Annotated in this window: 21 protein-coding genes; 12 read left to right on the top strand and 9 right to left on the bottom strand. The window is 41.1% G+C overall.

The features are described 5' to 3' along the window. Positions 1-38 precede the first annotated feature (38 nt). Positions 39-725: a flavin reductase family protein gene (locus VK664_RS22365; protein ID WP_461400933.1), complete on the bottom strand. Its 687-nt coding sequence runs from the start codon at positions 723-725 to the stop codon at positions 39-41. A gap of 493 nt (positions 726-1218) precedes the next feature. On the opposite strand from VK664_RS22365, the gene VK664_RS22360 reads away from it, so the two are divergent. Together VK664_RS22360 and VK664_RS22355 are read left to right on the top strand one after the other, a co-directional pair. Continuing rightward, entirely contained in the window at positions 1219-3372 is a 2154-nt protein-coding gene (locus tag VK664_RS22360; protein ID WP_461400932.1) for a DUF4331 family protein, read from the top strand. A gap of 399 nt (positions 3373-3771) precedes the next feature. Continuing rightward, entirely contained in the window at positions 3772-4842 is a 1071-nt protein-coding gene (locus tag VK664_RS22355; protein ID WP_461400931.1) for a tetratricopeptide repeat protein, read from the top strand. On the opposite strand, the gene VK664_RS22350 is transcribed toward VK664_RS22355, so the two are convergent. Both VK664_RS22350 and VK664_RS22345 read right to left on the bottom strand, forming a co-directional pair. Continuing rightward, positions 4833-5309 (bottom strand): DoxX family protein, encoded by a 477-nt coding sequence (locus VK664_RS22350; RefSeq protein ID WP_461400930.1) that lies wholly within the window; start codon positions 5307-5309, stop codon positions 4833-4835. The genes VK664_RS22355 and VK664_RS22350 overlap by 10 nt on opposite strands. Positions 5310-5368: 59 nt before the next feature. After that, on the bottom strand, positions 5369-6667 hold the full coding sequence (locus VK664_RS22345; protein ID WP_461400929.1) for a dienelactone hydrolase family protein: 1299 nt from the start codon (positions 6665-6667) through the stop codon (positions 5369-5371). 361 nt (positions 6668-7028) lie between these two features. On the opposite strand from VK664_RS22345, the gene VK664_RS22340 reads away from it, so the two are divergent. From VK664_RS22340 to VK664_RS22315, 6 genes are all read left to right on the top strand, one after another. Further along, entirely contained in the window at positions 7029-8084 is a 1056-nt protein-coding gene (locus VK664_RS22340) for a serine hydrolase domain-containing protein (RefSeq protein ID WP_461400928.1), read from the top strand. Between the two features lie 130 nt (positions 8085-8214). Continuing rightward, entirely contained in the window at positions 8215-8832 is a 618-nt protein-coding gene (locus VK664_RS22335; protein WP_461400927.1) for a DUF3667 domain-containing protein, read from the top strand. Positions 8833-9174: 342 nt separating this feature from the next. Beyond that, positions 9175-10827: an ankyrin repeat domain-containing protein gene (locus tag VK664_RS22330; protein ID WP_461400926.1), complete on the top strand. Its 1653-nt coding sequence runs from the start codon at positions 9175-9177 to the stop codon at positions 10825-10827. Positions 10828-10993: 166 nt separating this feature from the next. Beyond that, entirely contained in the window at positions 10994-11446 is a 453-nt protein-coding gene (locus tag VK664_RS22325; protein ID WP_461400925.1) for an SRPBCC family protein, read from the top strand. Next, entirely contained in the window at positions 11427-11750 is a 324-nt protein-coding gene (locus VK664_RS22320) for an ArsR/SmtB family transcription factor (protein WP_461400924.1), read from the top strand. The genes VK664_RS22325 and VK664_RS22320 overlap by 20 nt, the downstream gene beginning before the upstream one ends. A 12-nt stretch (positions 11751-11762) precedes the next feature. Beyond that, positions 11763-12221, top strand: a complete 459-nt coding sequence (locus VK664_RS22315) for an SRPBCC family protein (protein ID WP_461400923.1) — start codon at positions 11763-11765, stop codon at positions 12219-12221. Positions 12222-12258: 37 nt separating this feature from the next. Here the strand turns inward: VK664_RS22315 and VK664_RS22310 are convergent, their stop codons facing one another. The 4 genes from VK664_RS22310 to VK664_RS22295 form a co-directional block, all read right to left on the bottom strand. Further along, positions 12259-13287, bottom strand: a complete 1029-nt coding sequence (locus VK664_RS22310) for a c-type cytochrome (RefSeq protein WP_461400922.1) — start codon at positions 13285-13287, stop codon at positions 12259-12261. A 10-nt stretch (positions 13288-13297) separates the two neighbouring features. After that, positions 13298-13996, bottom strand: coding sequence for a twin-arginine translocation signal domain-containing protein (locus VK664_RS22305; protein WP_461400921.1), 699 nt, complete (start codon positions 13994-13996; stop codon positions 13298-13300). A 102-nt stretch (positions 13997-14098) separates the two neighbouring features. Then, positions 14099-14731 carry a response regulator gene (locus VK664_RS22300; protein ID WP_461400920.1) on the bottom strand — a complete coding sequence of 211 codons (633 nt, stop codon included), beginning with the start codon at positions 14729-14731 and terminating at the stop codon, positions 14099-14101. Between the two features lie 46 nt (positions 14732-14777). Then, positions 14778-17894, bottom strand: coding sequence for a ligand-binding sensor domain-containing protein (locus VK664_RS22295; RefSeq protein WP_461400919.1), 3117 nt, complete (start codon positions 17892-17894; stop codon positions 14778-14780). 205 nt (positions 17895-18099) lie between these two features. Between VK664_RS22295 and VK664_RS22290 the strand changes: the two genes are divergently transcribed. From VK664_RS22290 to VK664_RS22275, 4 genes are all read left to right on the top strand, one after another. Beyond that, a complete protein-coding gene (locus VK664_RS22290) occupies positions 18100-18342 on the top strand; it encodes a hypothetical protein (RefSeq protein WP_461400918.1) in 243 nt (80 codons plus the stop codon). A gap of 41 nt (positions 18343-18383) precedes the next feature. Then, on the top strand, positions 18384-18824 hold the full coding sequence (locus VK664_RS22285) for a hypothetical protein (protein WP_461400917.1): 441 nt from the start codon (positions 18384-18386) through the stop codon (positions 18822-18824). Positions 18825-18922: 98 nt separating this feature from the next. Next, positions 18923-19279, top strand: a complete 357-nt coding sequence (locus tag VK664_RS22280) for a hypothetical protein (protein WP_461400916.1) — start codon at positions 18923-18925, stop codon at positions 19277-19279. A gap of 373 nt (positions 19280-19652) precedes the next feature. Beyond that, complete coding sequence (locus VK664_RS22275) at positions 19653-20849, top strand: winged helix-turn-helix domain-containing protein (protein ID WP_461400915.1); 1197 nt, start codon at positions 19653-19655, stop codon at positions 20847-20849. A gap of 67 nt (positions 20850-20916) precedes the next feature. Here VK664_RS22275 and VK664_RS22270 read toward each other — a convergent pair whose 3' ends face one another. Beyond that, on the bottom strand, positions 20917-21240 hold the full coding sequence (locus VK664_RS22270) for a hypothetical protein (protein ID WP_461400914.1): 324 nt from the start codon (positions 21238-21240) through the stop codon (positions 20917-20919). After that, the gene (locus VK664_RS22265; RefSeq protein WP_461400913.1) at positions 21221-23383 is read right to left on the bottom strand and encodes a TonB-dependent receptor; all 2163 of its coding nucleotides are present in this window, start codon (positions 23381-23383) and stop codon (positions 21221-21223) included. Before VK664_RS22265 ends, VK664_RS22270 begins: the two co-directional genes overlap by 20 nt. Positions 23384-23790: the final 407 nt, after the last annotated feature.

Below are 23790 nucleotides of genomic sequence, written 5' to 3'. Positions count from 1 at the left end.
AACTCTCCCACGTGTTTTCACGTCTGATGGGGAAATCATTACAGGTCAGTACAGAGAAGATATCCCAGCTGGACAGCGTTTGTATCTATAAAAGGACTGGTCACCGAAGTTGGTGGACTGATGACCGAAGCATGAAGCTGTTCCCCCAATCCATAAAATTTCTGGAAACTCATCATTAACGGTCGCCATAAATCCGGATTCACGCGGTTTGGCGATCCACCCATGAGTATGGCTTCATCCAGGTGCACTCTCAGAATTTTCAATTCGAATGTAACTATCCGCCCCTGTTGCAGAGGTTCATCTTCACCCACAGGGTGGATATGCATGACCTTTGCTTCTAATTGTACGGGGCATTCAAGCACCTTTGGTGCTAATACTTTATCGGAAGCAACCGGGGTTAACCCTGCGATTTCAAATTTGGAAGGTTCATAACGATAGCCTTTCCGGATCTTTCCATCAGGTACCGGGTTTGAACCCGTTGTAAGTGCCAGTTTATTGACAGCATCAACCTGGTTCGCTGATGGAAGATTTAATACACATTCTTTGGTTCGTACCAGGTTTTCTGTTGTTTTAGAAAGCGCCGATAATCCAATGATACATCTCCATCCTAACCAGAATGCAGATGACATCGGCGCCAGGTTATAGGTCCCGCTTTCATTGATAGTGCTGATGAGCACAACGGGTGTACCGAAATACAGGATAGGAGTTTCACTTACAATATGCATGATTTTTAAGATAAAAATTTGTATGATCTAATACGGGCAAATCTGTTGAATTCCTGTCAGTTTGAAAACCCGTTTCTTGCTGAAAGCAACACTGATAATTTTCATGGATTTTTGAATAATTGTTATATTTACCTGACAATTTTCCTTCGAAAAAGAAACTGAGAAAATTCTATATCCTTTCAAAATTCTTCTTAGTATTATTTTGATAGATCCTCCCTATCAATTCTCAGAATCTGATCATTCACCACATTGTTTAAGTAGCAGGCAAATCTTTTAAATGGCCGGCTCCGTATATCACTCCATATTGCCTTGTATATAGCTTGCTGTATCCTGCTGAATATACAAATCCCACCCTGGGTAAGACGACTCTTCGAGGTTATCTGATCCTCCCTAAACTGTACCTGATGATAACTTTTTTCCATTAATGCGTAGCGCCTTAAGATAGTTATGGGTTCACCACTGTGTTTTTCTTAACCTTTAAACTTTTACAATTATGAAAAGGAAAATCTATACATCTGTCCTTCTTATGGTTATGCTGATTGATGTTTTTCCCTTTTGGGCATTTGCTTCCAGTCACCGGGAAGCCCCATTGATTTCAAATGATCCGTTGGCCGACAACACGGATGTTTATGCTTTCCGAAGCCCGGATAACCCGGACAAAATAACGATCATTGCTAATTATGTACCTGGCCAGTTGCCGCAGGGTGGTCCGAACTATTATTCTTTTGGAGAAAATATCCGTTATGAAATTCACATTGATAACAATGTTGCAACAAAGGGTGATGATATTATTTACCGGTTCACATTTGAACAAAAAAATGAGGATCCCACCACATTCTTCAATATCCGTTTAGGAAAACAAAATCTGAAAACTACTTACAAGCTCCAAAGAAGTACGAATGGTGGAAAAAGCTTTCATACCATTCTTCAACAAGGTACTGTACCTCCGCCTAATATCGGGCTCCGCTCCATAAGCAGTCCTGTAGGGCTTAATGCACCCAGCTACGAGTCACTGATACAGGATGCAATCAGAACTGCGAATACCGGTGAGAAGGTGTTCTGCGGTACTGCCGATGATCCGTTTTTTGTTGATCTTGGGGGCATTTTTGACCTGGGAGATGCACCAAGAACTACAGGAACAAAATCCATTGACGGGTTACAATGCCTGAATGTTTCTACTATCGCTTTGCAGGTAGATATTTCAACATTGCAGAAAAACCGCCGGTCAGTTTCATATGCTAAAAATATTCTTGATCCCGACTATGTAATAGGTATCTGGGCCTCTGCCAGCCGGCAAAAAATAAGGGTATTAAAAACCCACGACAGCTATTTCAATTTTAGTGGTCGCGATAATGATGATAGTAAATATGATATGAAGGAAAGTAACTTAGGCCCCTGGGTCCAGGTTTCAAGACTCGGGATGCCGCTGACTAATGAGGTGATTGTTCCCATTGGTCTCAAAGATTACTGGAACTCAATAACACCATACGAGGATCTTGCAGCAATAAAAATATTCGGAAATCATTTTTATAATCCTGAACTGGCGCTGTATATGGATGACGCTAAATTTGGTGGCGCGGTTCCTGCACTTAAACCATTACGTATACAGAAGAATTCATTGGGGCAATTTGGTTTTGGAAACGGGCAGGATGGTCTATTTGGTTTGAAGGGAACTACCGCGGTAACAGGCACTGCGCTGGATGATGCAATATTTGGCACCCTGTTGTTACCTGCCAAAGCTTCGCCGCGTTCTGTTGATTTGTACCCCATTTTTAATACCGGTGTTCCCAACCTGGTTCCATACCAGCTGGCTACGGGTAAAGCGGGCAATCCATTGAAGCCGGGTAAACCTTTCATAAATAATTTTCTGCCGACCGGTGGTGATATGCTTAGGTTGAATATGGCAGTACCGGTTACCCCACGTAATGATCCTAAGTTCAGTAATCTTGGGCTATTGCAGACAGCAGTGCTTGGATTAACAGATCCGGCATACAACACGAATGCAACTTTGCAACCTATTCCTAATATGGATGGTTTCCCGAACGGACGCAGACTTGAAGATGATATCGTTCGTATAGAACTGCAGGCGGTGAGTGGAATAGTGCTGGCTGCAATTGGTTTATGGTATGATGATTTCACTGGTGGAAACCCGGTCACGCCGAATTTACTAAACGTACTTACCTACAACGCAGGAGTAACTTCTAATGACGCACCGCTTAAAATTAATTTCCCTTATGTAGCCTCACCCTGGCCTGGTACACACAACTGTACATGTTCTAATGGAACCGGCACTGATAAAGCCGGGCCTGTTATCGGTCAGGCAGACCCTGTGAACATTGATAATAATATTTCAAAAGCGCCCCTGGCTAAGGTCGGTCTTGCTACACCCGAAATGAACCTTGAAGCTTTCCCAAATCCTGGAAATGGTGTAATGACCGTGAAATATAGTGTGGATGTTCCCGCACTGGTAAAAATTGCAGTGTATGATATGCAGGGAAAGTTGATAAAAGTGCTTTCAGACAAAATGCAAAAAGCCGGGGTATATACTATGCAATGGGATAATAGCGCATTGGCCCAGGGAACCTATGTCATTTCTGCAATAAAGAATGGCAACGCAAAACAATTACTAAAAGTGGTTAAAAACTAACAAATAAAAACATCATTAATAAAAGAAAGCGACAGGCTGTCATATGCAGGCCTGTTGTTTCCTGCATGCTTAATTAAACTTATGGGCCATGAAAAGAAAATACATTTATTATTCTTTTATTTTGTCTTTGTTTTGGCATTGGCTTTATACTTTAACAGGTCTGCAAAAAAATCGCAGATATTTAAAAATAACAATGAAAACGTTTATAGCAATCTGCTTACCAGGAAAGCTTCTCTTTTATATCCTGCTGAGTAGACGGTTGTAAAAAGAAATGCGGATATTTTATCGGACAGGATCAAAAAGGATCAGACTGATACAAAAGCATTGGTAGCATTAACTGCTTTGTATTTGCAGGAAGCAAGAATCACCGGCAATTTCAACTATTATAATCACGCCGCCATGAAATGTATAAACTGGATCCTGGCGCAGGATGCCAGTAATTTTGAAGCACTCACATTTAAAACAACTATTCTTTTATCGCAGCACCAGTTCGATAATGGACACCAGGTTGCCCAACAGTTGCAGCAATTGTATCCGCTGAATGCTTATGTGTATGGATTATTAGTGGACGCAGATGTAGAACTTGGTAAATATGAGGATGCTGTCGAAGCCGCTGAAAAAATGGTCAGTATCCGTCCGGATATAAGGTCTTATTCACGTATTGCTTATCTGCGCGAGATTCATGGAGATATTCCAGGTGCTATTGAAGCAATGAAAATGGCAGTCGATGCAGGTGCACCCGGTGATGAGAATACCGAATGGTGCCGGATCCAGGCAGGTAAATTGTTTGAAAAACTTGGAAAGGTTAAAGAAGCAAAAATGCATTATACCATTGCGCAGGAGAACCGGCCAAACTATCCATATGCAGTAGCGGGCCTGGCCAGGATAGCCATTGCAGAAAAAAAATATTCAGATGCGCTCAGGCTGTTTGAACATGCAGATTCATTGATTCCTGATCATACATTTAAAGAAGGTATGGCCGAGGTATATTCGATAACCGGTCAGTCAGAAAAAGCAAAAAGAATTTCCAGGGAAAACCTGGAATACATGAAACAATTTTCTTCTGAAACAAAAAAATCCGCGCCGGATCCGGACATAGAAGATGCTGGTCAGAATGAAGATCATGAAATGGCCCATGCTTATATGGGAGTAGGGGATTATAATAATGCTTTGATCTATGCTTTGCAGGAATATCGCCGGAGGGTTAGCAACATCGAAGTAAATGAAACAGTGGCCCTGGTTTATTACGGTCAGGGTGACTATGCTAAAGCTCTCTCATTTATTGATACAGCATTGAAGACAAACTGCAAAAATCCTGAATTGCTTTGCCACGCTGGCCTGATATATGCTAAATCGGGGAAATCAAAGCAGGCAAAAATATTACTCAGTGATGCTTTAAAGAATAATCCATGTATCCCGGTAGAGCTGGAGAAAGAAAGCCGGGCTGTCTTAAAAGAGATTCAAAGATGATCCGGGACCCTTTGCTGATTCCCCCTTTGATCAATTTTGGCTCCCCTGCGAAAGTATTCCTCGGCAGATAGTGGCCCACTTCCTTTTATAGCAAAAAGAATAAGCAAAAGCAGCATGATAATCGAAAGAAAAAATTCGAAATAATTATCTCCGATGTGTTTAATGTTGATGAAAAATACGGCTACAATAAGGATTGGAATCTGGATGATGGATGCCGCTCTTGTATAAAGACCAACTGTGATAAAAAAACCGCACAACAATCCCAGGCAGGTTATAATCAGTGCAAGCGTTTCTGCATTCTGAGTAAAAAACCCGATACCGGTCTGTTGAATTTCCAATTCTGCAACGACAGTATTGCGAATAAACAGGTATGATTTGTAAAGTAAAATGATACCTCCTACAATTCGTAAAACAGTGTAAAAGATGGGGTATCTGATGATGCGATTGTCTAAGATTGCTTTTGTCATAACCGAAGATTAGACATGAAAATTGAGCGTTTCCCTAGCCCCCTAAAGTTACTTATTATTCATGACAACCAGCGACCGAACCATTTAAAGGCTTCATCCTGCATGTCACTATCAAATTTGTGAGGGCCAGGATAGTAAGAGCAGTTAAAACGATCTTCTGCTCCGGCTTTTTTATAAACTCCAGTTAAGATGCTTTCCGCCTTTTGCATTTCCGGGAGGGTATACAACTGGTCTTCCCGGTCGTTTAAAACAAGCGTGGGAAGCGGTACCCTTAAACCCAGGATTTCGGGAAAGTCCAGTTCATTTGGAAGCAAGGGTACATAAGTCATCCATGTATGTGTGAAGGATCTGTTCAAAATAAAATCCGTCCAGGTAGTTGTAAACCCAACATTAACAGCGCATTTTATCCTTGGATCAAGTCCCGCCATAAATGTAGTTCTTAATCCTCCGCCCGATAAACCACCACAACCTATCCTGGAAGCGTCGACATCCGGGCGTGCACTTAAAACATCGACAGCAATTTTATCTTCAGCATAAAATACACCCGGCCAGGTTGTGCCGGCAGAAAATAAAGACTTTGCCATTATGTGTTCATGATCACCTGCCCAGTTGTTATAAGAGTTGATTTTTTCCTCGTCAGAAGGATTGCCATCCGTTAATCCGTTTCTTAATCGTGCAGGTACATCCTGCAGCATTACTCTCCGGCTCCCGAATGTAAAGGCATCAGACACCAGTACAACATAACCATGTTTGGCAAGTTCGTTCGCCCAGGCATTTTTAGAATAGTATTTCTCCTGGTGTTCCTTCATCATGGGATGTTGATTGTCGGAGGTTTTGGTGATTTTGTGACAACCAAAATATTTATTTCCACCATGATCATGAAAGCCAAGAACCGCCGGCAATTTTCCTGTTGCATTCATTGGTTTCATAAGGATGGCTTCAGTGGGCCGTCCATAGGGTAGTTGCCAGGTAATTTCTTCAATATGTAGTCCGTCGTAATTATATTGTTTTTGTACCGTCACTTTTGGGATCCCGATATCAGGAATAGCCATTCTTTCAGTGAGTTTTTGTTTTGCTACTTTTCGCCATTTTTCGACGTTTGTAAATTCTGGTCTGCGGAATGACAATGACGGTAGTTTGTTTTTATTCAGGCCATTTGCCCAGGCTCCATAAAGCCCGATTACGCTTAGATCTGCATCATCTTCATTATCCTGCAAATGAATAGCATTATCGTTAGTGCTGTCCTGGACATCGCTGTTCCCGGTATTAGCTAAAGCGTTTTCAGGAAGAATAGAACCTTGTGCAAGAGCAAAACCGGATAAGCCGGCTAATTTCAGAAAATCTCTGCGTTTTGACATAATCCGGTTATTTAGACGTTCCCAAAAAATTTCTACATTAAAAACCGGAACAATAATAGCAAATTGAGATTGGAACAACCTGAAAATTTTGTCTCACCTACAGGTTTTTGTAATGCCGGAGCCTGGCTTGATATTCTTCCAGCTCTTTTACAGAAAAGTTATTTTTGTTTTTTAACTTTAATCCAAAGTCGCATTCGCCCCCTCTCAAAGGCAGTTTTACCCCCTTCATTCAACCCGGCGATCAATACTTTTGTTGATGTGATTTGTCCATTATTCATATTCAAATAAGTGTCAGCAAATTGTTCATTCTAAATTTATGTCAACTTTATCTAAAATCTTAATGCTTTTAATTACAGGTTTAATGGCAAGACCGGTTCTTGCCCAGGTTGATATGAATTTAGCTTTGGCTAAATCCAACAGTCCGCATCTTGATAAAATGGATAAAGCGATTCTGAATAAGGAATATCCAAACATCCACAGTGTGTTGGTTGTGCATAAAGGCAGGCTCATTTATGAAAAGTATTATACCGCGAAAGATGAAGCCCTCGGAAAGGATCTGGGAGTCATTAAGCATTCGGCAGAAACATTACATGATCTGCGTAGTGTTACAAAAAGTATTGTATCCATTTGTGTCGGCCTGGCCATCCAGCAAGGAAAAATAAAAAACGAAGACGAAAGAGTCATGAAGTTTTTCCCGTCTTATAAAGGCCTTGATACGGGCATGCGTTCACAACTAACCATCAAACATTTGCTCATCATGTCATCGGGTATGGAATGGAATGAAAACCTGCCTTATACTGATACAATGAATTCAGAAATTGCTATGTCTGCCAGTGCAGATCCCATCCGGTTTATTCTGAGCAGGCCAATAACTGAGCAGCCAGGGAAAACTTTTGGTTATAATGGAGGCAATACGCAACTGCTCGGCGCGATCATTGAGTCAACCTGTGGTATGACATTAGATAAATTTGTAACGAAATATATATTTGCCCCACTTGGGATAGCAAATTATTATTGGCATACGATTTCGGATATGAGTAAAGTCCCGGCAGCGGCCTCAGGATTGCGTTTGCGTTCTCGCGATATTATGAAGATCGGGTTATTGTTATTGAACAACGGACTCGTTAATGGCAAGCAACTGCTTAATAAAAACTGGATAGAAACATCGTTAAGCAGTCACATCGCAAGGGATAATGATGGAGGTTACGGGTACCAGTTCTGGATACTTAAGACGCCGGGTAATAGTGATAAACGTACATTGCCCGCCGCAGTCGGCAATGGCGATCAGCGAATTTTTATCGACCGGAAAAAACAACTTGTGGTAGTTGTCACCTCCGGTAACTATAATAAATGGGATGTCAAGAAAGCTTCCTATGAATTGTTAGCTGATTTTATATACCCGGCTATCGGGGGATAGACTATTCATTCAAACACCGTTAACTACAATGGATCCTGAAATTTCAGTTGTATGCAAAGAGTGTAAACAAGAGGGCACGGGAAATTATTGTTCCCGTTGTGGAGCCTCACTTCATGTAAAAAAAATTAGCATGGCTAATCTTTTTCATGAGATATTTCATTTTTTCACACATCTCGATAAAGGAATTGCCTACACGATTAAAAAACTATTTACATCACCTGGTACGATGCAGAGGGAGTATGTGGAAGGATACAGGAGCAAACATCAGAAGCCTTTTTCCTTCTTTTTTATAACGGCAACCCTTACCGGCTTATCCCTGTATTGGGTTAATATGGTTGTTAAGAAGATTTATGGAGATGTAAATATGGCGGAAGGGACATTCTTTCATGAATACATGATATTCCTGCTTTTATTCTCATTGCCTTATCTTACGCTATTGACCTGGATAACTTTTTATCGCTCGAAGTACAATTTTGCAGAAATAGGGATACTTATTTTGTATACAATGCCAATGATTTTTCTTATCGTAATTTTTGCAAACTGTACGAGGATTATTTTTCCGGGATTTGAAACAAGGATTATCGAGCTTCCATTAATTCTTCTATACTCCGCGATAACCAATATAAACTTCTTCAGAACCGAACCCAGGTGGAAAGTAGTTTTGAAGAGCATGGTCATTACCAGTTTATTTTTTCTAACAGTTGCTTATATCCAGGATCGGATCGTAGAACTCTATCTCTCTTCTTAATTTTTTGCAAGTCACAAGCTCTCTTTATTTATTCTGTTCTCAAACTTTTGACGGGATTGCATTTAAGTCCTGGTGTTTATTGATTTCGGATTGATTCCCGGGTTGGAACGCCAATTTCAGTGCCAATGCAATAACCGGTTTATTGCCAGCGACATGCAAATCTAAGACAAACACTGTTTTGTTCGTATTCGAACAACAGGCGTACGGTTGCAGATAAAATTGTAGCTGGGGAAAGTATTTTAACTTGTCTTGAAGTACCAGGGCTTATTCTCGGATTAATTTGAAGCAATAATTTTCGGAACTTGTAATGCCTGGTTCTACACAATCAAATAAAACTTGTCAATGCTCACATCAAAGCAAAAGATAGCCGGGATGTTTAAGCCTTCTTCGCTGAAAACAGATGACTACTTACCCTGGAGCCGTGGTCGTGGTTCAGATGTATGGAAGATGATCTGCGCGGCCATCACGGGTGATCTGTCTTTAATAAAAAAGATGGTAGCAAGTGATCCGGCACTTGCAACCTGCGAATATGAATACCTGCAGCCAATACATTTTGCAGTGCGTGAAAACCATCTGCAGGTAGTTCAATTCCTGCTGGCGCATGGTGCCAGTATTGCGAATGAATCGCAGGATTCATTGATAAAGATTGCAACAGACAGGGATTATCATGATATGATCTCTTTCATCGAAACGGAGTTGTTCCGGCAATATCATATCCAACCTGAAGGTGAAACCGTGGCAGCGGCTATTAAATCTTTTGACAAGGAAGAGGTCAGGTCTTTAATCGATAAAGAACCTTCGCTGGTTCATGCCGCTGATCAAAATGGCAACCAGCCCATTCACTGGGCTGCGCTTACAAGGCAGATTGATATGATCGATTACCTGCTGGAAAAGGGAGCTGACGTCAATGCGCGACGGCCCGATGGTGCCCGGCCTATCGATCTTACCAATGGTGATTATAATTATCGAAGCTGGTATCGGGATTTACCTGGCACCGGCTTGCAAAAACATGAAGTCGTGGTCGGTTACCTGATCGCCCGGGGTGGTTATTGTGATATCAGCGTAGCTGCCAAAATAGGTTATTATGACCGGGTGCGCGAGCTATTGAAAGAGGATACCGGTTTGGTTAACCGGCTTCCTTCTTATGTAGGTTATTACTCGGGTCTTCCATTGCGATGCGCTGCCGGGGCCGGGTTTATGGAAATCGTGAAGCTATTGCTGGAGAACGGAGCCAATCCCAACGAGCCTGAACCTGGAATTGCACCTGACGGGGGTGCACTACATGCCGCGATTGGAGCTAAACATTTTGACATCGTAAAACTTCTACTTGAAAAAGGTGCAGATGCTGATGCTGAAATTGAGTCATCCGGAAATTGTCTTTTTATTGCTGAATGGGTAAAAGCTCCAAAGGAAGTCATTGACCTGATCGCATCTTATTCGCGCAAAACTAACAGGTTTGATAAGGGCCGCCTGAAAATAACCGTGGAGGCACTTGCTGAAAAACTGGATGACAATCCTTATATGGAACTAAATCATCTGGTGCATGATTTCATCAACGAAGAAATGCGGGAACACGTTGAACTTGTACTCCGTTATCAACCTGATGCTTTAAAACTTCTGAATTTTGATCAACAAGCCTGGTATGATCATGCAACTGCTAAATCATCAGGATATGCCAGGTGGTTGTTTGAACGGGGATTTAGTCCCAACCGCAGGAACTGGCTTGGTATTACGCTTTTGCATCGTTGTGCTGCCAAAGGGGATAAAGAAGTTGCTGCTGTCTGCCTGGAATTTGGAGGCGATATTAATGCAGTTGAGACTGAATGGTCATCCACGCCACTCGGTTGGGCAGCAAAAGAAGGTAACATCGAAATGGTGCACTGGTTCCTGCAAAGGGGCGCAGATCCTCAACTGCCTGTTGATGAACCCTGGGCAAGACCTATAGCCTGGGCTTTACGTCGCGGGCATAGCGCGATCGTACGGTTATTGGAATAAGACTAAGTTTTTCATCACATCCTACTGTTCTGAATTCTTAAACCTCCATATAATCAAGGAAACAGTAACGGATTCAAAGAACAGATAAAATCACAAAAAAAAATTTCAAAAAAAGATAAGTAACTCAAAAGTTACTTATCTTTGGGTAACCTAAAAGTTACCTATTATGATAAAAAGTATCAAACATCAATTTTTCTTTGCTCATCCACCCGAGGTGGTTTGGGAATATCTCACTAAATCTGAACTGATGGAGCTATGGCTCATGAAAAATGATTTTCAGCCAATAGTAGGATTCGACTTTCAATTTCGAACCAACCCGATACCCGCTCTTAATTTCGACGGAATCTTTTACTGTAAAGTCTTAGAATTAGTTCCCCATAAAAAGCTTTCTTATTCATGGAAGAGCGGTCCCGGAGATGGCGAAATTACGCTAGATTCTACGGTTACCTGGAAACTGGAAAGAAAAGATAAAGGGACTGAGCTTTTCCTTGACCATAGCGGTTTCGCAAAAGAGGAAAACCTGAATTTCTATAGTGGCTTACTTAAAGGCTGGCTGGAAAAATTCCAAAATATCGTTGACCTTTTAAACACCGGTGCCCATGACAAAATCAACGCTTGATGCATTCCAGGTTATCGGCGATCCCAGCAGGAGAAAGATGCTGATGTTGCTCTCAGAGGATAGTCTCACGATAAACAGCCTGGCAGAAAACTTTGATATGAGCCGTCCTGCCGTTTCAAAGCATATAAAAATTTTGCATAGCGGTGGGTTTATTTCAATCAGGGACATCGGTCGGGAGCGGTATTGCACGCTTAAAAAAGAAGGGTTCGACGAACTACAGGGCTGGATCTCCTATTTTGACAAGTTCTGGACATCGAAACTAAAGAAGTTAGAAACTTTATTAAATAACAAATTACCTAACTAAAAAAACAACAACATGACTACATCAGATTTTAACACCAGCTTTACAGTTGATCAAACTTCTGACGAAGTATTCAACGCGATTAATAATGTACGTGGCTGGTGGTCCGAAAATATCGAAGGCTCAACAGATAAACTTAATGATGAATTTACTTACAAGTATAAGGATGTTCACAAGTGCACGATGAAATTGATTGAGATTATCCCAGGCAAAAAAGTAGTATGGCAGGTCCTGGATAACTATTTCGATTTCACTGAAGATAAGACAGAGTGGACCGGTACAAAGATCGGGTTTGAGATCTCGGAAAAGGATGGTAAAACCCAGCTACATTTCACGCATTGGGGGTTGGTCCCCGAGTATGAATGTTATAATATTTGTTTTGATGCCTGGACGCGTTATATCAACAGTAGTCTGCGAAGTCTGATTACTACCGGGAAAGGACAGCCGAATGCAAAGGAGTTTACCACAGTATAAAAATACTTAGGCAATAAAACATCAGGACAATTCAATTTCAATAAGCTTTAAGTTTTTTACTTTTCATTTTTTCGTTTTCCTGCCAGATAGGTCCAAAACTGCCAAATTTATGCTGATGTTCAGAGAAACTATCAGCATAAGGCCCGAATGGATAATCAAATGGTTTCCAGGAAATATCCGGCCAGTCTGCGATGAATTTTTTTTGCGGCCTTGATTGGGTGTTTACAAATGCAGCCACATCCCAGGCTTCTTGATCCGTTAACAATGCAACATTGACCTGAGCATCGAATGGCATGTTATATCTTATATATCCTGCAAAATGACTGAGACGAAATAATCCTGCCCCGGTGTTATAACTATTTTTACCCCATAGCGGGGGATAAAAGTATGCAGTACTATCGCTGTTGAGAGAGCCAAGTCCATCTGCACCATGACATCGCTGGCATTTGAGCTTATAAACGATGAGACCATTTTCAGGATCTGCAGGTCTGCCCAGGAAAGGGATGGTTTTGACACCAGCGCCCTCAGGCTTCACATTCTTTGCTACATTATGCCCGACCCAATTTATATATGCAGCAAAAGCCTGCATCTCATGGCTATTAGTGTCCAGTGTTTTTCCGTTCAAACTTCTTTCGAGACAATCATTCACACGTTTATAAACGCTCTCTACCGTTCCGCTACGTCCACGAAACTGCGGATAGGTTGAAGACACTGCACTGAAATTGTTACCCCATAACCTGGTGCCGGCATCTAAATGACAGTTCTGACAGTTCATGCCATTGGTGACAGCGGCAACTTTACCTTTTGGACCCAGGTAAAGGGAAGTGTTGGCTACAAGATCTCTTCCATACCGGATAAGATTTCCTTCTGCTGAAAAAGGGATCTGGTTTGTATCAGGGGGTTCCCACATTTTTGATCCCGGCGCTATTGTTGTCCCGATATTTGAGTTGGGCCCTTTACTATTTGACCTTGAAAGGTTAACCATGATCTTTGCGGCAGAAATACCGGCCAAAATCAAAATTAATGCACCAGCCTGTCGGAAGGTTTTGGAAGATCGTAGCTGCATCTTTCCAGTATTATCCTGCAAAACAATAAGAGCAGCCATTTTCCTGGGCACGCCCGATTGCCCACACACCAGAAGGAACCGGCTGTATTCCCGGAAGCAAGCCGGCAACCCATTCTTTCTTCAATTCGCCGGCATTAACTTTGAGCTTTTCAGCAAGTGCAGCGCTATAAACTGTCATGGCAGCATCGCAAACGCAGAACATAACACCACTTTCCTGTAATTCATTGATACCAATAGCTACCTCACCAATGCCCGGTACTTTAAAATCACCCTTTGCTGGTTTCCAGAAAGGATTTCGGCTTGCTGGCTTTTTTGTGGCAGGATCGTCTGCTTTGAATACTTCTCCCAGGTTATACTTTGCCCATAATTCATTTTGTAATGCATAGGGAATAGCATCATGCCTTAATACTACTACTACACTGCAGTCCTTTGCGACCGTACCGGTTATTTCATTGGTCATTAAAAACACCCTCGGCCACGCAAACGGAAATATTTCGTGAGGTTGGGTAACATCAAATACCATACGGTGTTTGCCTTTGATTTTTTTAAACCATTCTTCGACATCAGAAATTGGAGTATTGATCGTTTTGGCAGAACCAGCCTGTACCTGTTGGATTGGAGTTATGAAACCTGCGATTCCTATAGCAGCTGCACCCGCTGTCAAAGTTCCCAGGAATTCGCGACGACCGGAATTTTTATCTTTTTTCATACCCAGTATTTTAGATAAAATTACCAGTACTATCGTGCTATATCAATAGCATAAACATGCTGTTTTGAACTAATATTATAAGCTGCTCCATATACTTTATGATTAAACAATTTTGTCGCGTAAAGCCACAACTACCGCTTCCCGGCCACAGTTTACATGGAGCTTGTTATAGATATTACGTATATGACCCCGAACTGTATCTACACTGATATAACAGGAAGATGCAATCATTTTATAACTATAACCTTTTACGAGATATTTCAGGACTTCTATTTCCCGTTCGGAAAGATTGTATTGTAAACGCGAGGCTGGAATTGATTGGAATGATTGCAAGACCTTTCTTGCTATTGAAGGTGAAAGAGGGGCGCCACCATGTAACACATTATCGATGGCTTCAAGCAGATTGACAAATGAAGTATTTTTAAGAATATAACCATTGGCCCCGGAACACAGACATTGAAACAAGAGGTCTTCATCTTCAAAGACGGTGTGCATAATAATATAAGTTTGAGGATATTTTTCTTTGATGATCTGCAGACCTTTTATTCCATTTGTCCCTGGCATATCTATATCCATGATCACCACATCCGGCCTGTGTTTATCTACTGCAGCGGCTGCATCGTTGCAATTTTCATAATCACCGCAAATACAATATCCTTCCACCCCGTCCAATAAAATTTTTAACGACTGACGAAGTCTCTGGTTATCTTCAAAAATCAAAATGCGAGTAGGCATAATTCGTCTAAGTTAACATTGAAATTATGTGCTGTCAATAGCATATTTATGCTATCTGGGCTTTAAGGGTGATCACAGTTCCTTTATCGGGAATAGATTCTATTCTTAATTGCCAATGATGATTGCGGGCCCGTTCCTGCATGTTTTTTAAGCCATTTCCGTCGGGCACAACAGGCATATAGAAACCAGTGCCGTTATCTGAAATTGTCATAGTAATGGTATGGCGTACCAGCTGGATGCTAACTTTAACATGATGAGCATTTGAATGTTTTGCGAGGTTATTTACAGCTTCTTTGAAAATCAGATAAAGATCTCTCCGCTTATACATAGACAGTTTTACCTGCTCGATGCCTGGTGCAATCTCAGCTTCCAGTTCAATATTTTTGGCTTCGAGTAATTCTGAGGCATAATGAAGCATTCGTGGTAAGGCCTCACTCAAAGTATCGACCCTTGGGTTGATACTCCATACAATATCCCGCATTGTTTGCGATACACTTTGACTATCCTGGTAAATACGATCAAGTATACGGTTAACAGGACTGTCTGGTATTAACTGTTTTTGTGCGAGGAGACTTCCCAGGCTGATGTTTGTTAATGTAGAACCTACTTCATCATGAAGGTTTCTGGATATTTCGCTTCTTACCTGTTCTGTTCGTTTTAGTTGTGTTAAGTGGTAACGGTACATACAGTAAAAAACAATGGCTAAAGTCAGCATCAGCAAAGCATAAAACCAGCTGGTCTGTGTAAAATGCGGGCGTATCGAAAAACTAAAACTTGCCGACTTATCTACCTGGATTTTATTATTAATCGAAACGCAAACGTTGAATATGTAGTCACCCGGGGCTAGCCTGCTAAAGTTTATCTGGCGTTGATGACCTGCCATTATCCAATCACTGTCTTCGTTGGATTTGTTCTTGTTTAATAATTGATAAGCATAATTTGTGGAAGCGCCATTTAGCAGATCGATATTGGTATAGTGAATAGTGATATCATTTTGCCTTGAATTAAAATTTGTCTTGTTAACGAGGCTGTAAGAATATTTGCCGTTTACATTTATTGCGGTGATCATTGTTTTTTGAGGATGTAATTGCAAATCCAGGTTGTCAGGATCAAAATGAAATATCAATCCCTTGCTGCCATTAAATAGATATTGCTGATCGCTATCATAATAAAATGCACCTGAGATATAGTTTGCAGGCAATCCTTCTTTTGTAGTAAAATTGGTAAAAATCTCTGTGCGTGGATCAAAGCAGGAGAGACCTACATCTGTAGACAGCCACAATCTATTTGACTTATCTTTATGAATACTGATGATGTGGCTGTTTATCAAACCCCTGTCATGTCCGTATACTAATATTGATTTGTTCAATGGATTATATTTTAATAATCCACCTGTTAAAGTTCCCAGCCATAGTATTGAATCTGACTCGTAGCAGATAGAGGTTAAACCGGCCACATGCTGCCTGAATCTAAAAGGTAAAGGGATAGTCTGAAAACGATCGTGGTAGCGATCCCATCGAACCAAACTGGTACTTGCATCGCTTACGAACCACAGATTACCCTTTTTATCTTCATCAGCAGAAATAGCGTAACGGAGGGGATATCCCCCGGCAGTATTGGATGGGTAATAGTTAAATTGTTTTTGGTTATAATTATAATTACAGATGCCATTTGCTTTTCCCAACCCCATCCAGACCATTCCATGGCTGTCTTCAAACTGCATGGTAATAGCAACAGAGTCAATAATTGAAGGTTTTCCCTGGAAAGCACGGATGCGACCTGCTTTTTTGGTAGATAGCTGATACCAGAACATTCCAGCCTGGGTACCTATCCAAATTGTATCATCGCTAACCTGGCGAATATTCCAGGTAAAATCAGCCCAATTATTCTTCATAGTTAAGGCGAGGTTGTGCTGCTGTTGTCTCCCGGTCTTAAGATCGATTTCAAAAAAGCCTTCACCATAAACGGAAACCCAAAGCGTATTTTTCTCCCGGGTAAATGAGGCAACTTCATACTTGATGGGTTCACCGGAACTATTTACCAGGTGAATACTTTTGAAGTGTTGTTTCTGCGGTGAAATTTTCTGAATACCATCTTCGATGGTAGCCAGCCACCAGTTAGCCTGCCGGTCACGAAAGCCGCTCCCAAATTCCTTTGATTCAAACAACAATGATGAGGGGAAATGAATTGCAGGCTTCCCATTATCCCAACTGACGGGGATAATGGCCACACCATAATTGTGAAATGAAAATAAGAGATTGGCTGAATCCATGGTAGAAACGCGTTGCGACCATAATATGTAAGGATATTTATTAAAAGGAAAAAAACAACTGCTAACTTTTAGCCCTTGTTCATCAAAAAGAAACAGGCTATCCATGCACTGGACGACAGAGAGAAAATATTTATCATATACCTTAAATATATTTGAAGATGGGAAATACTGATCAGGTTTACGATCAGGTGAAGAGCAATTATTCTTTAAAAACGATAATTTCTGGTGATAGGAAGAGTTTTCGATTGTCGATATTGTTTCTGTTTGAGCATTGTATATCTTATAGCCATCGTCTAAATACAGCAAAACATTTCCGTCTGATAAAGGGTATATCTTTTCAATATACCTCAGTCTTTTTTTTGTTATCCCCGGCTCATCATAGGGAGAAGAAATAACCTTTTTAAGATTCAGCGACGAATCGAAAATAAAGATGCAGTTTCTTGAATAAGCCCAACAGTTTTTTTTGCTATCTGTTTCTATCCCAACAATCGCATTATTATATTCGTCCAAAGAGTTGTTAAGTCTGTAATAGAAATCCTTAAATGTCCCCTTAGCACCATTATAGAAGCAGAGACCTGCCTGGGTGCCGATGGCCAGGTTATTACCAGGCAACATTTTCAGACAGTACACATAGTTATGAGGAATGGAATTATTATTTGCCTGGTGATAATATTTTACAACTTCGGTACCGTCGAACCGGTTTAGGCCGTCACTTGTAGCTATCCATAAAAAACCATAATCATCCTGTGCTATATCATTTACTTTGTTGCTGCTAAGACCCTCGTCGATAGTAAGTTTTTCGGAATAGTATTGAAGTGTCTGTGCTGGAATTGTAAAAGAAATTGCCAGGCAGAAGATGAGGTGGACACTTGCAAGGTAATGCTGTTTCATAACCGCTGATTACCATTACTAATTTACCATTTTCCGGTCGAATAATTGCTGGAATAACATTTGCCGGATCTTTGAGGAGTTTGACTTCAAGGAATCAACGGGGTCTGGCAGGCTACAACGAATATGAAGCAATTTTTATTTAGGCGGAATATTATCAAAAAAGGTTTCTATTTTTCTAAAATTGGACGTGATGGGCAGGTAAGCATTGCAGGTAGCTAAAGAGCTTGCCGAAGTAAAGCGACATCCAACGGTAGAAGACAATGTGATCATCTATGCCAGGACCACTATCCTCGGTGGCAAAACGGTGATAGGTAAAAACAGTGTAATCGGGGGAAGCGTATTCCTGACAAAAAGCGTGGAACCAGGTTCTCAGGTATTTAATACTCACCAGCTCCGTATCGATGTAAAGGATCAAATAGCTGAAACAGCTAAAATCATAAAAACATAAATCAACATCTACTTATTCCTTCACAATCATAAATGACAAAAATGATGCGAAAAAGAGTAATGCCAGGTTTGATTGCAGCTATCCTGGTGGTAGCTACAACCTGTTCAGTGAATGCACAGGTATCAAAAGATTATTTCACTGTTGAAAATTACTATAAAGTAAAATGGGGCTATGCCGGGGAATTTATCAGCCTGTGGAAGAAAAATCATTATCCCCTGCTAAAAAATGCAATTGAGAAAGGCGATATCATTTCGGTGGATGCGTCGGCTCCAAAATTACATGAGGGAGAGGATACCAGGTGGGACTTCAGGGTAACAATTGTATTTGGGAACAGTGCTGCTGCCTTTGACCATGACCTGACCACCCCTTACCAGAAACAATTATATCCTGATCTTGAAAAACTTAAGAAAGATGAGCAGCACCGTTTTGAATTATTGTTGGCTCACTGGGATATAATGATTGACAAGGTTGTTTTGCAATAAACGATGAATTCATTATCCATTTTCTATTTTACTTGAGAAAAGTATATTTACGCGGAATGCTTCCAGAATGTCAATTGTTTATATTCACAAATGTGCAGATGAATATTCCAGAAAATACCAACTTTGCGCAGATATCATCTACTCAAGCTAAAGATGATAATGATTCAATTCATTTTATGGCAGAGCCTGGTCTAAATTTTTCGGCCGGCACAATTGAAACAAATAACAATACAGCAATTGTGCATTTTAGAGATTTGCATAAGCATGTGCCTTTGATTAGTGAAAAGTTTCCAAGTGAAATAAAAGTTGATACGATATACTTTGATATTAAAAAGGAAGATATTATTGTGTACCAAGGGAAACGATATTACAAAACTGAAAAGTTTAAAAAGGAAAGTAGAGAACAATTGAATTCAATAACAAATTACTATTTAGGTTCTTTTAAAATGCAATAACTGGCAATAACTGGTATGTCCTTTTAGCTCCACACGATGTCTGGCTTTTATCCTCTTAATATATTCAAGTCGATCGAATAATTACAAGGATTTGAAATGACTAATACTAATGATAGTCAGACAAGTTTCATAAAGGACGTACCGATTGACGCAGGAAGGCAGCCTTTGATTTCACATAATCACAAAGTAAACTTTGCGAAGTTAGTAAAACTGGTGCTTTTAGAAAGCGGTCTTGGCCCGGTTCAGAGCAGGAAAAAATACGACCGGTTACAAAGTGTCGAAAATAGTTTTTTTTATTATTGTGTGAATTTGCTTACTGGCCAACTTTGGGGAGCATTGAATTTTTTAATGATGCGTAGCTATATTCGATATTATGAAACCGTTTACTCTCACAAAATCCCAGGCTCGCAAAATAATTCTCCATGCGGCCGGTCTCACTAAGCGTGGGCAGTTCGGAAAAGGGATAGAAGCTGCCTATAAGGTCATAGATCAACTCGGCTTTGTCCAGGTCGATACAAACTACGTTGTTGAAAGGGCACATCACCATGCAATCGCCACTCGTGTGCCGGATTATAAAACTGAGTGGCTGCAAGAGCTACAGGCCGATGGAAGGATCTATGAATTCTGGACCCGCGATTCCGGATTCATGCCAATGAGTGAATATCGTTTCTCTTTGCCTATACAAGTTAATTTTTCGGAGAAATACAAGTTGTTGCCTCAGGCTGAACTTAACCTGATGAACAGGATCCTGGACCGTATTGCGCGGGAAGGACCGTTGGGCGCCAAAGACTTTGAATACGACCGTACCGAAAAAAGTTCCGGCTGGTGGGACTGGAGGCCATCTAAGGTCGCACTGGAAAGGCTTCACCTCATCGGTCAGCTGTTAACTACGCGAAAAAAAGACTTTCACAAATTATATGACCTTAATAACAATATTGTACCCATAGAAATTGACAGGACTATACCAACGGTGGAAGAGGGTACCACGCATCTTATTCTGCGATCACTTAAGGCTCTTGGTATTGCTTATGTTAAAGAGATAGCATGGAACGGCAGACTGGTAAAGTATCCTGTTAAAGAGGAACTGAAAAATCTTGTGAACGCAGGCGAAGTAGTTGAAGTTGCCATTGAAGGACTGAAAGGACCTTTGTATATGTTGCCATTGTATAAAAACAAAAAGATCAGCATCTCCGGCGATGCTTTTATTCTCTCACCTTTTGATATCCTGAATGTATTTCGTCACCGGCTACGCGATTTCTTTGATTTCGATTACCAGGTGGAATGTTTTGTGCCTGCAGCTAAAAGAAAATACGGATATTTTTCACTGCCCATACTGATCGGCGATGAATTCGTAGCACGTATGGATTCGAAGGCTGACAGGAAGCAAAAAATGTTTATTGTTCACAACATTCATTTCGAGAAAGTGAAAATAAGCGGATCGATGATGGCAAAGCTTTGTGATACTATAATAGCATTCGCCGGGTTCAATGGATGCAACGGGATTACGGTTACAAAATCAAACAACAAGGAATTCGTGAAAGCGATTCGTCTATCACTCAAGTCCGGTTGAATTTTATTTTGCTTTCAAACCACAAGCTTAGAGTCTTGTATTCGGTAAATAACCTGGGTTATTAACTTTACTTCAGCACATATTCATCCTTTAATGCAGAGATCAGATCCCGCGCCCGTTGTAGTAAACGATCGTGGAGCGCCGCTTTCGTATTCCAGTCGGCTTGTTTTAACGCGCAGAGGTTTGCATAGTACTGCAATTGATCTTTTTCTTTTTTATACAATAACATTGAACCAGTACTGGCTGGCTGCATCAATTCAAACCCTGAGCTATCGGTATTGGTCGCCACTGTAAGACGCGATATTTTATTAACGTCAGGAAACTGCGCGAGAAATCTCCTGGCATCTTCATTCAGATAAGCATTCCTGTGCTCAAAGGCGGATTTTGACACCACCGTTCACCACAAAACCATCAACAGGTGCATAAATATCTCTAAAAGTTGGATCAGCAATTGAGCCCGTATAGATTGTATCAAAGCGGGTTTGGCGCGTATCTGTAAAGTTTTCAAAATTGATATAAACCGAAAACTTCTCCCATAACTTTTCGGCCATGAAGCCCGTCATCCAGTAAGATCTGCCGGTTGCACCATCATTTAACAACTGCTTCGAAACATAATATCCTTCAAGCCCGAGTTTCCACTTTTCTTCCACTTCATACATCAACACATTGTTCAGCCGGTGCCTGGCCGTAAGTGGCAGGCGCGTTTTAAGGCCATCAAAATGATTATTTACATCAGCATAAGTATAACCTACAAACAATTTAAAGTCGCCATAGGTCAGTTTTACATTCGTTTCAAATCCTTTCGTGTCTATCTGACCGTTAGCATTTCGAAACTCCTGTTCTCCACTGGCGGTACTTGTTAAGAGTAAGGGTTGTTGTAAATTGGTATAAAAAAACAATTGGTTAATGTCAAAACCAACGTCACCAAAATTTGTACGGTAGTTCAAATCGAAGTTGCCACCAACAGATCTTTCGTTTTCAGTTTCATTGATATTGATCGGCAAAATGCCCTGCATCTGGTATCGCTCGGACTCCTCGGTAAACACAGTTGGAGTTTTGTAACCCAACCCACCACCTATGCGCACAGTTATCTTTGGTGAGAAACGAAACATTGCAGATAGCCTGGGAAGAAGTTCCAGGCCATATTCGTCAACATAGTCTGCTCTCAATCCCGTTTCAAGCGTCAAAAATTTACCGGGCGACCAGGCATTTTGTACAAAGCCACCAAAGGTGTTGAAGTGGTAGTCACGTAGCGGACCGGCAGAATGTGGCTTCTCGGCAAAATCATCAGTCAGAATATTGGCTCCCACGATCCAGTCAGCTTTTGAGCCTTTTTTATTATAAGTAAGCTCAGAGAAAGTCGATTGTTGTACACCTTCGAACAGGTAGGATGGTATAGAAATCCCGCGGTTGAATCGCGTATAGCTGTTCTTAAACGTTAACGTTGATTTTTCTCCCAACCTGTGAGCGATACCAGCCTGTGCTGTAAAACGATCAGTATTGTTTTTTTCGAAATAACCAGGTGTTCCCTTTTTTATAAAGTCCATGCTCCCGCCGATGCGGTCTTCAGTAATATAACTTACCCCAACATCAGCTGTAGTATTCTTGCCATACAGGAATAGCCTTGGGTTGATGGTGTAGCGTTCAAACTTTGGGATGGCAGTCAGGCCAATATCAGCCGGATCATATGGACTCGCCGTATTGCGGGAACCATAAAAAGTGACCCCTAATTTACCAAAACGCTGACTGTAAAAGCTGCTTAGATCCAATCCCTTTGCAGAAGTGGCATTGGCCAGGAACGACAACTCCCGCTCTTTGGTGGGCGTTTTTGAGACAAGGTTCACCAGCCCGGCAATGGCACCACCACCATAAAGCGTACTGCTGGAACCTTTGATTACTTCTACCTGGCGAAGATCGAGCGGTGCAATTTGCGTGATACTAAGTCCACCGGAAAATCCACCATACAGTGGGTACCCATCTCTCAGGATCTGGGTATAACGGCCATCCAATCCCTGTATCCTGATGCTGGAGTTGTACGAGGTTGCCGAAGTTTGTTGTGTTTGAATGCCCGTGCTCTCACTTAACATCATGCGGATGTCACCTGGTTTCATATTGGCTTTTTCATCCAGTTCCTCTCCTGAAATAACTTCAATTCGTGTTGGTGTATTCGCAATCGTACGGCTGGTTCTTGTAGCCTGGACAATTACCTCTTCTTCCTGCTCTTCTTCAGCTTCAGCAAGTAATACTTCCACTGGCTCAGTTTTGAGCTGTGGTACGATAACAGCAACCTGTTGTTCAGTAAATCCTATGAACGAAATTTTTATATTATATGTGCCTTCGGGCAAATTGGTGAATTCAGCAAGTCCTGTACTGTCGGCGGCAACCGATCTTTGTAAAGTGATTATCGTTATTGTAGCCCCAACCAGTGGTTCTTTTGTTTCTGCATTCTTTACGGAAACGGATAATTTATGTTGCGCATAGATACTGATGCAAGTGATCAGTAAAGCTATAAACAACAATAATGTTTTTTTCATTATTGAAATTAATAGTGAATCTAAAAATCTTGTTTTAATAATCCGGATGATCGTTAAACCAGTCGTGGAGGCTGCCAGGGAGAATCAGCATAAGTAAACAAATTATAATCCGAATAGGATTCAAAGTGCTGCAGATTTAATACAGCGGGGTCAGGAATGATTATCAATTTAACTGTAGAAGTAAAACCAGGACAGGTAGTACAGGAGAAAAAAGGCGAACAGGAACCTTGCGGATCCGCTTTTTTTGATTTGTCTTGATTCGCAATCAGGTCAGCCTCACAATCATCATCGGTACAACAGGGAGTCAGAACCGTCACGGTAACAATGATCAACAATAGAATGCCCAACAATCTTTTCACCGGGTAAAACTACAAACTAATCTTTGGCAATCAAAATGGAACTGTTGC

This window comes from Flavitalea sp. (assembly GCF_035489435.1).
In the GTDB taxonomy this organism is placed as follows: domain Bacteria; phylum Bacteroidota; class Bacteroidia; order Chitinophagales; family Chitinophagaceae; genus DATHKG01.
The sequence above is the reverse complement of the archived record's forward strand: the minus strand, read 5'-3'. Positions and strand labels throughout refer to the sequence as shown.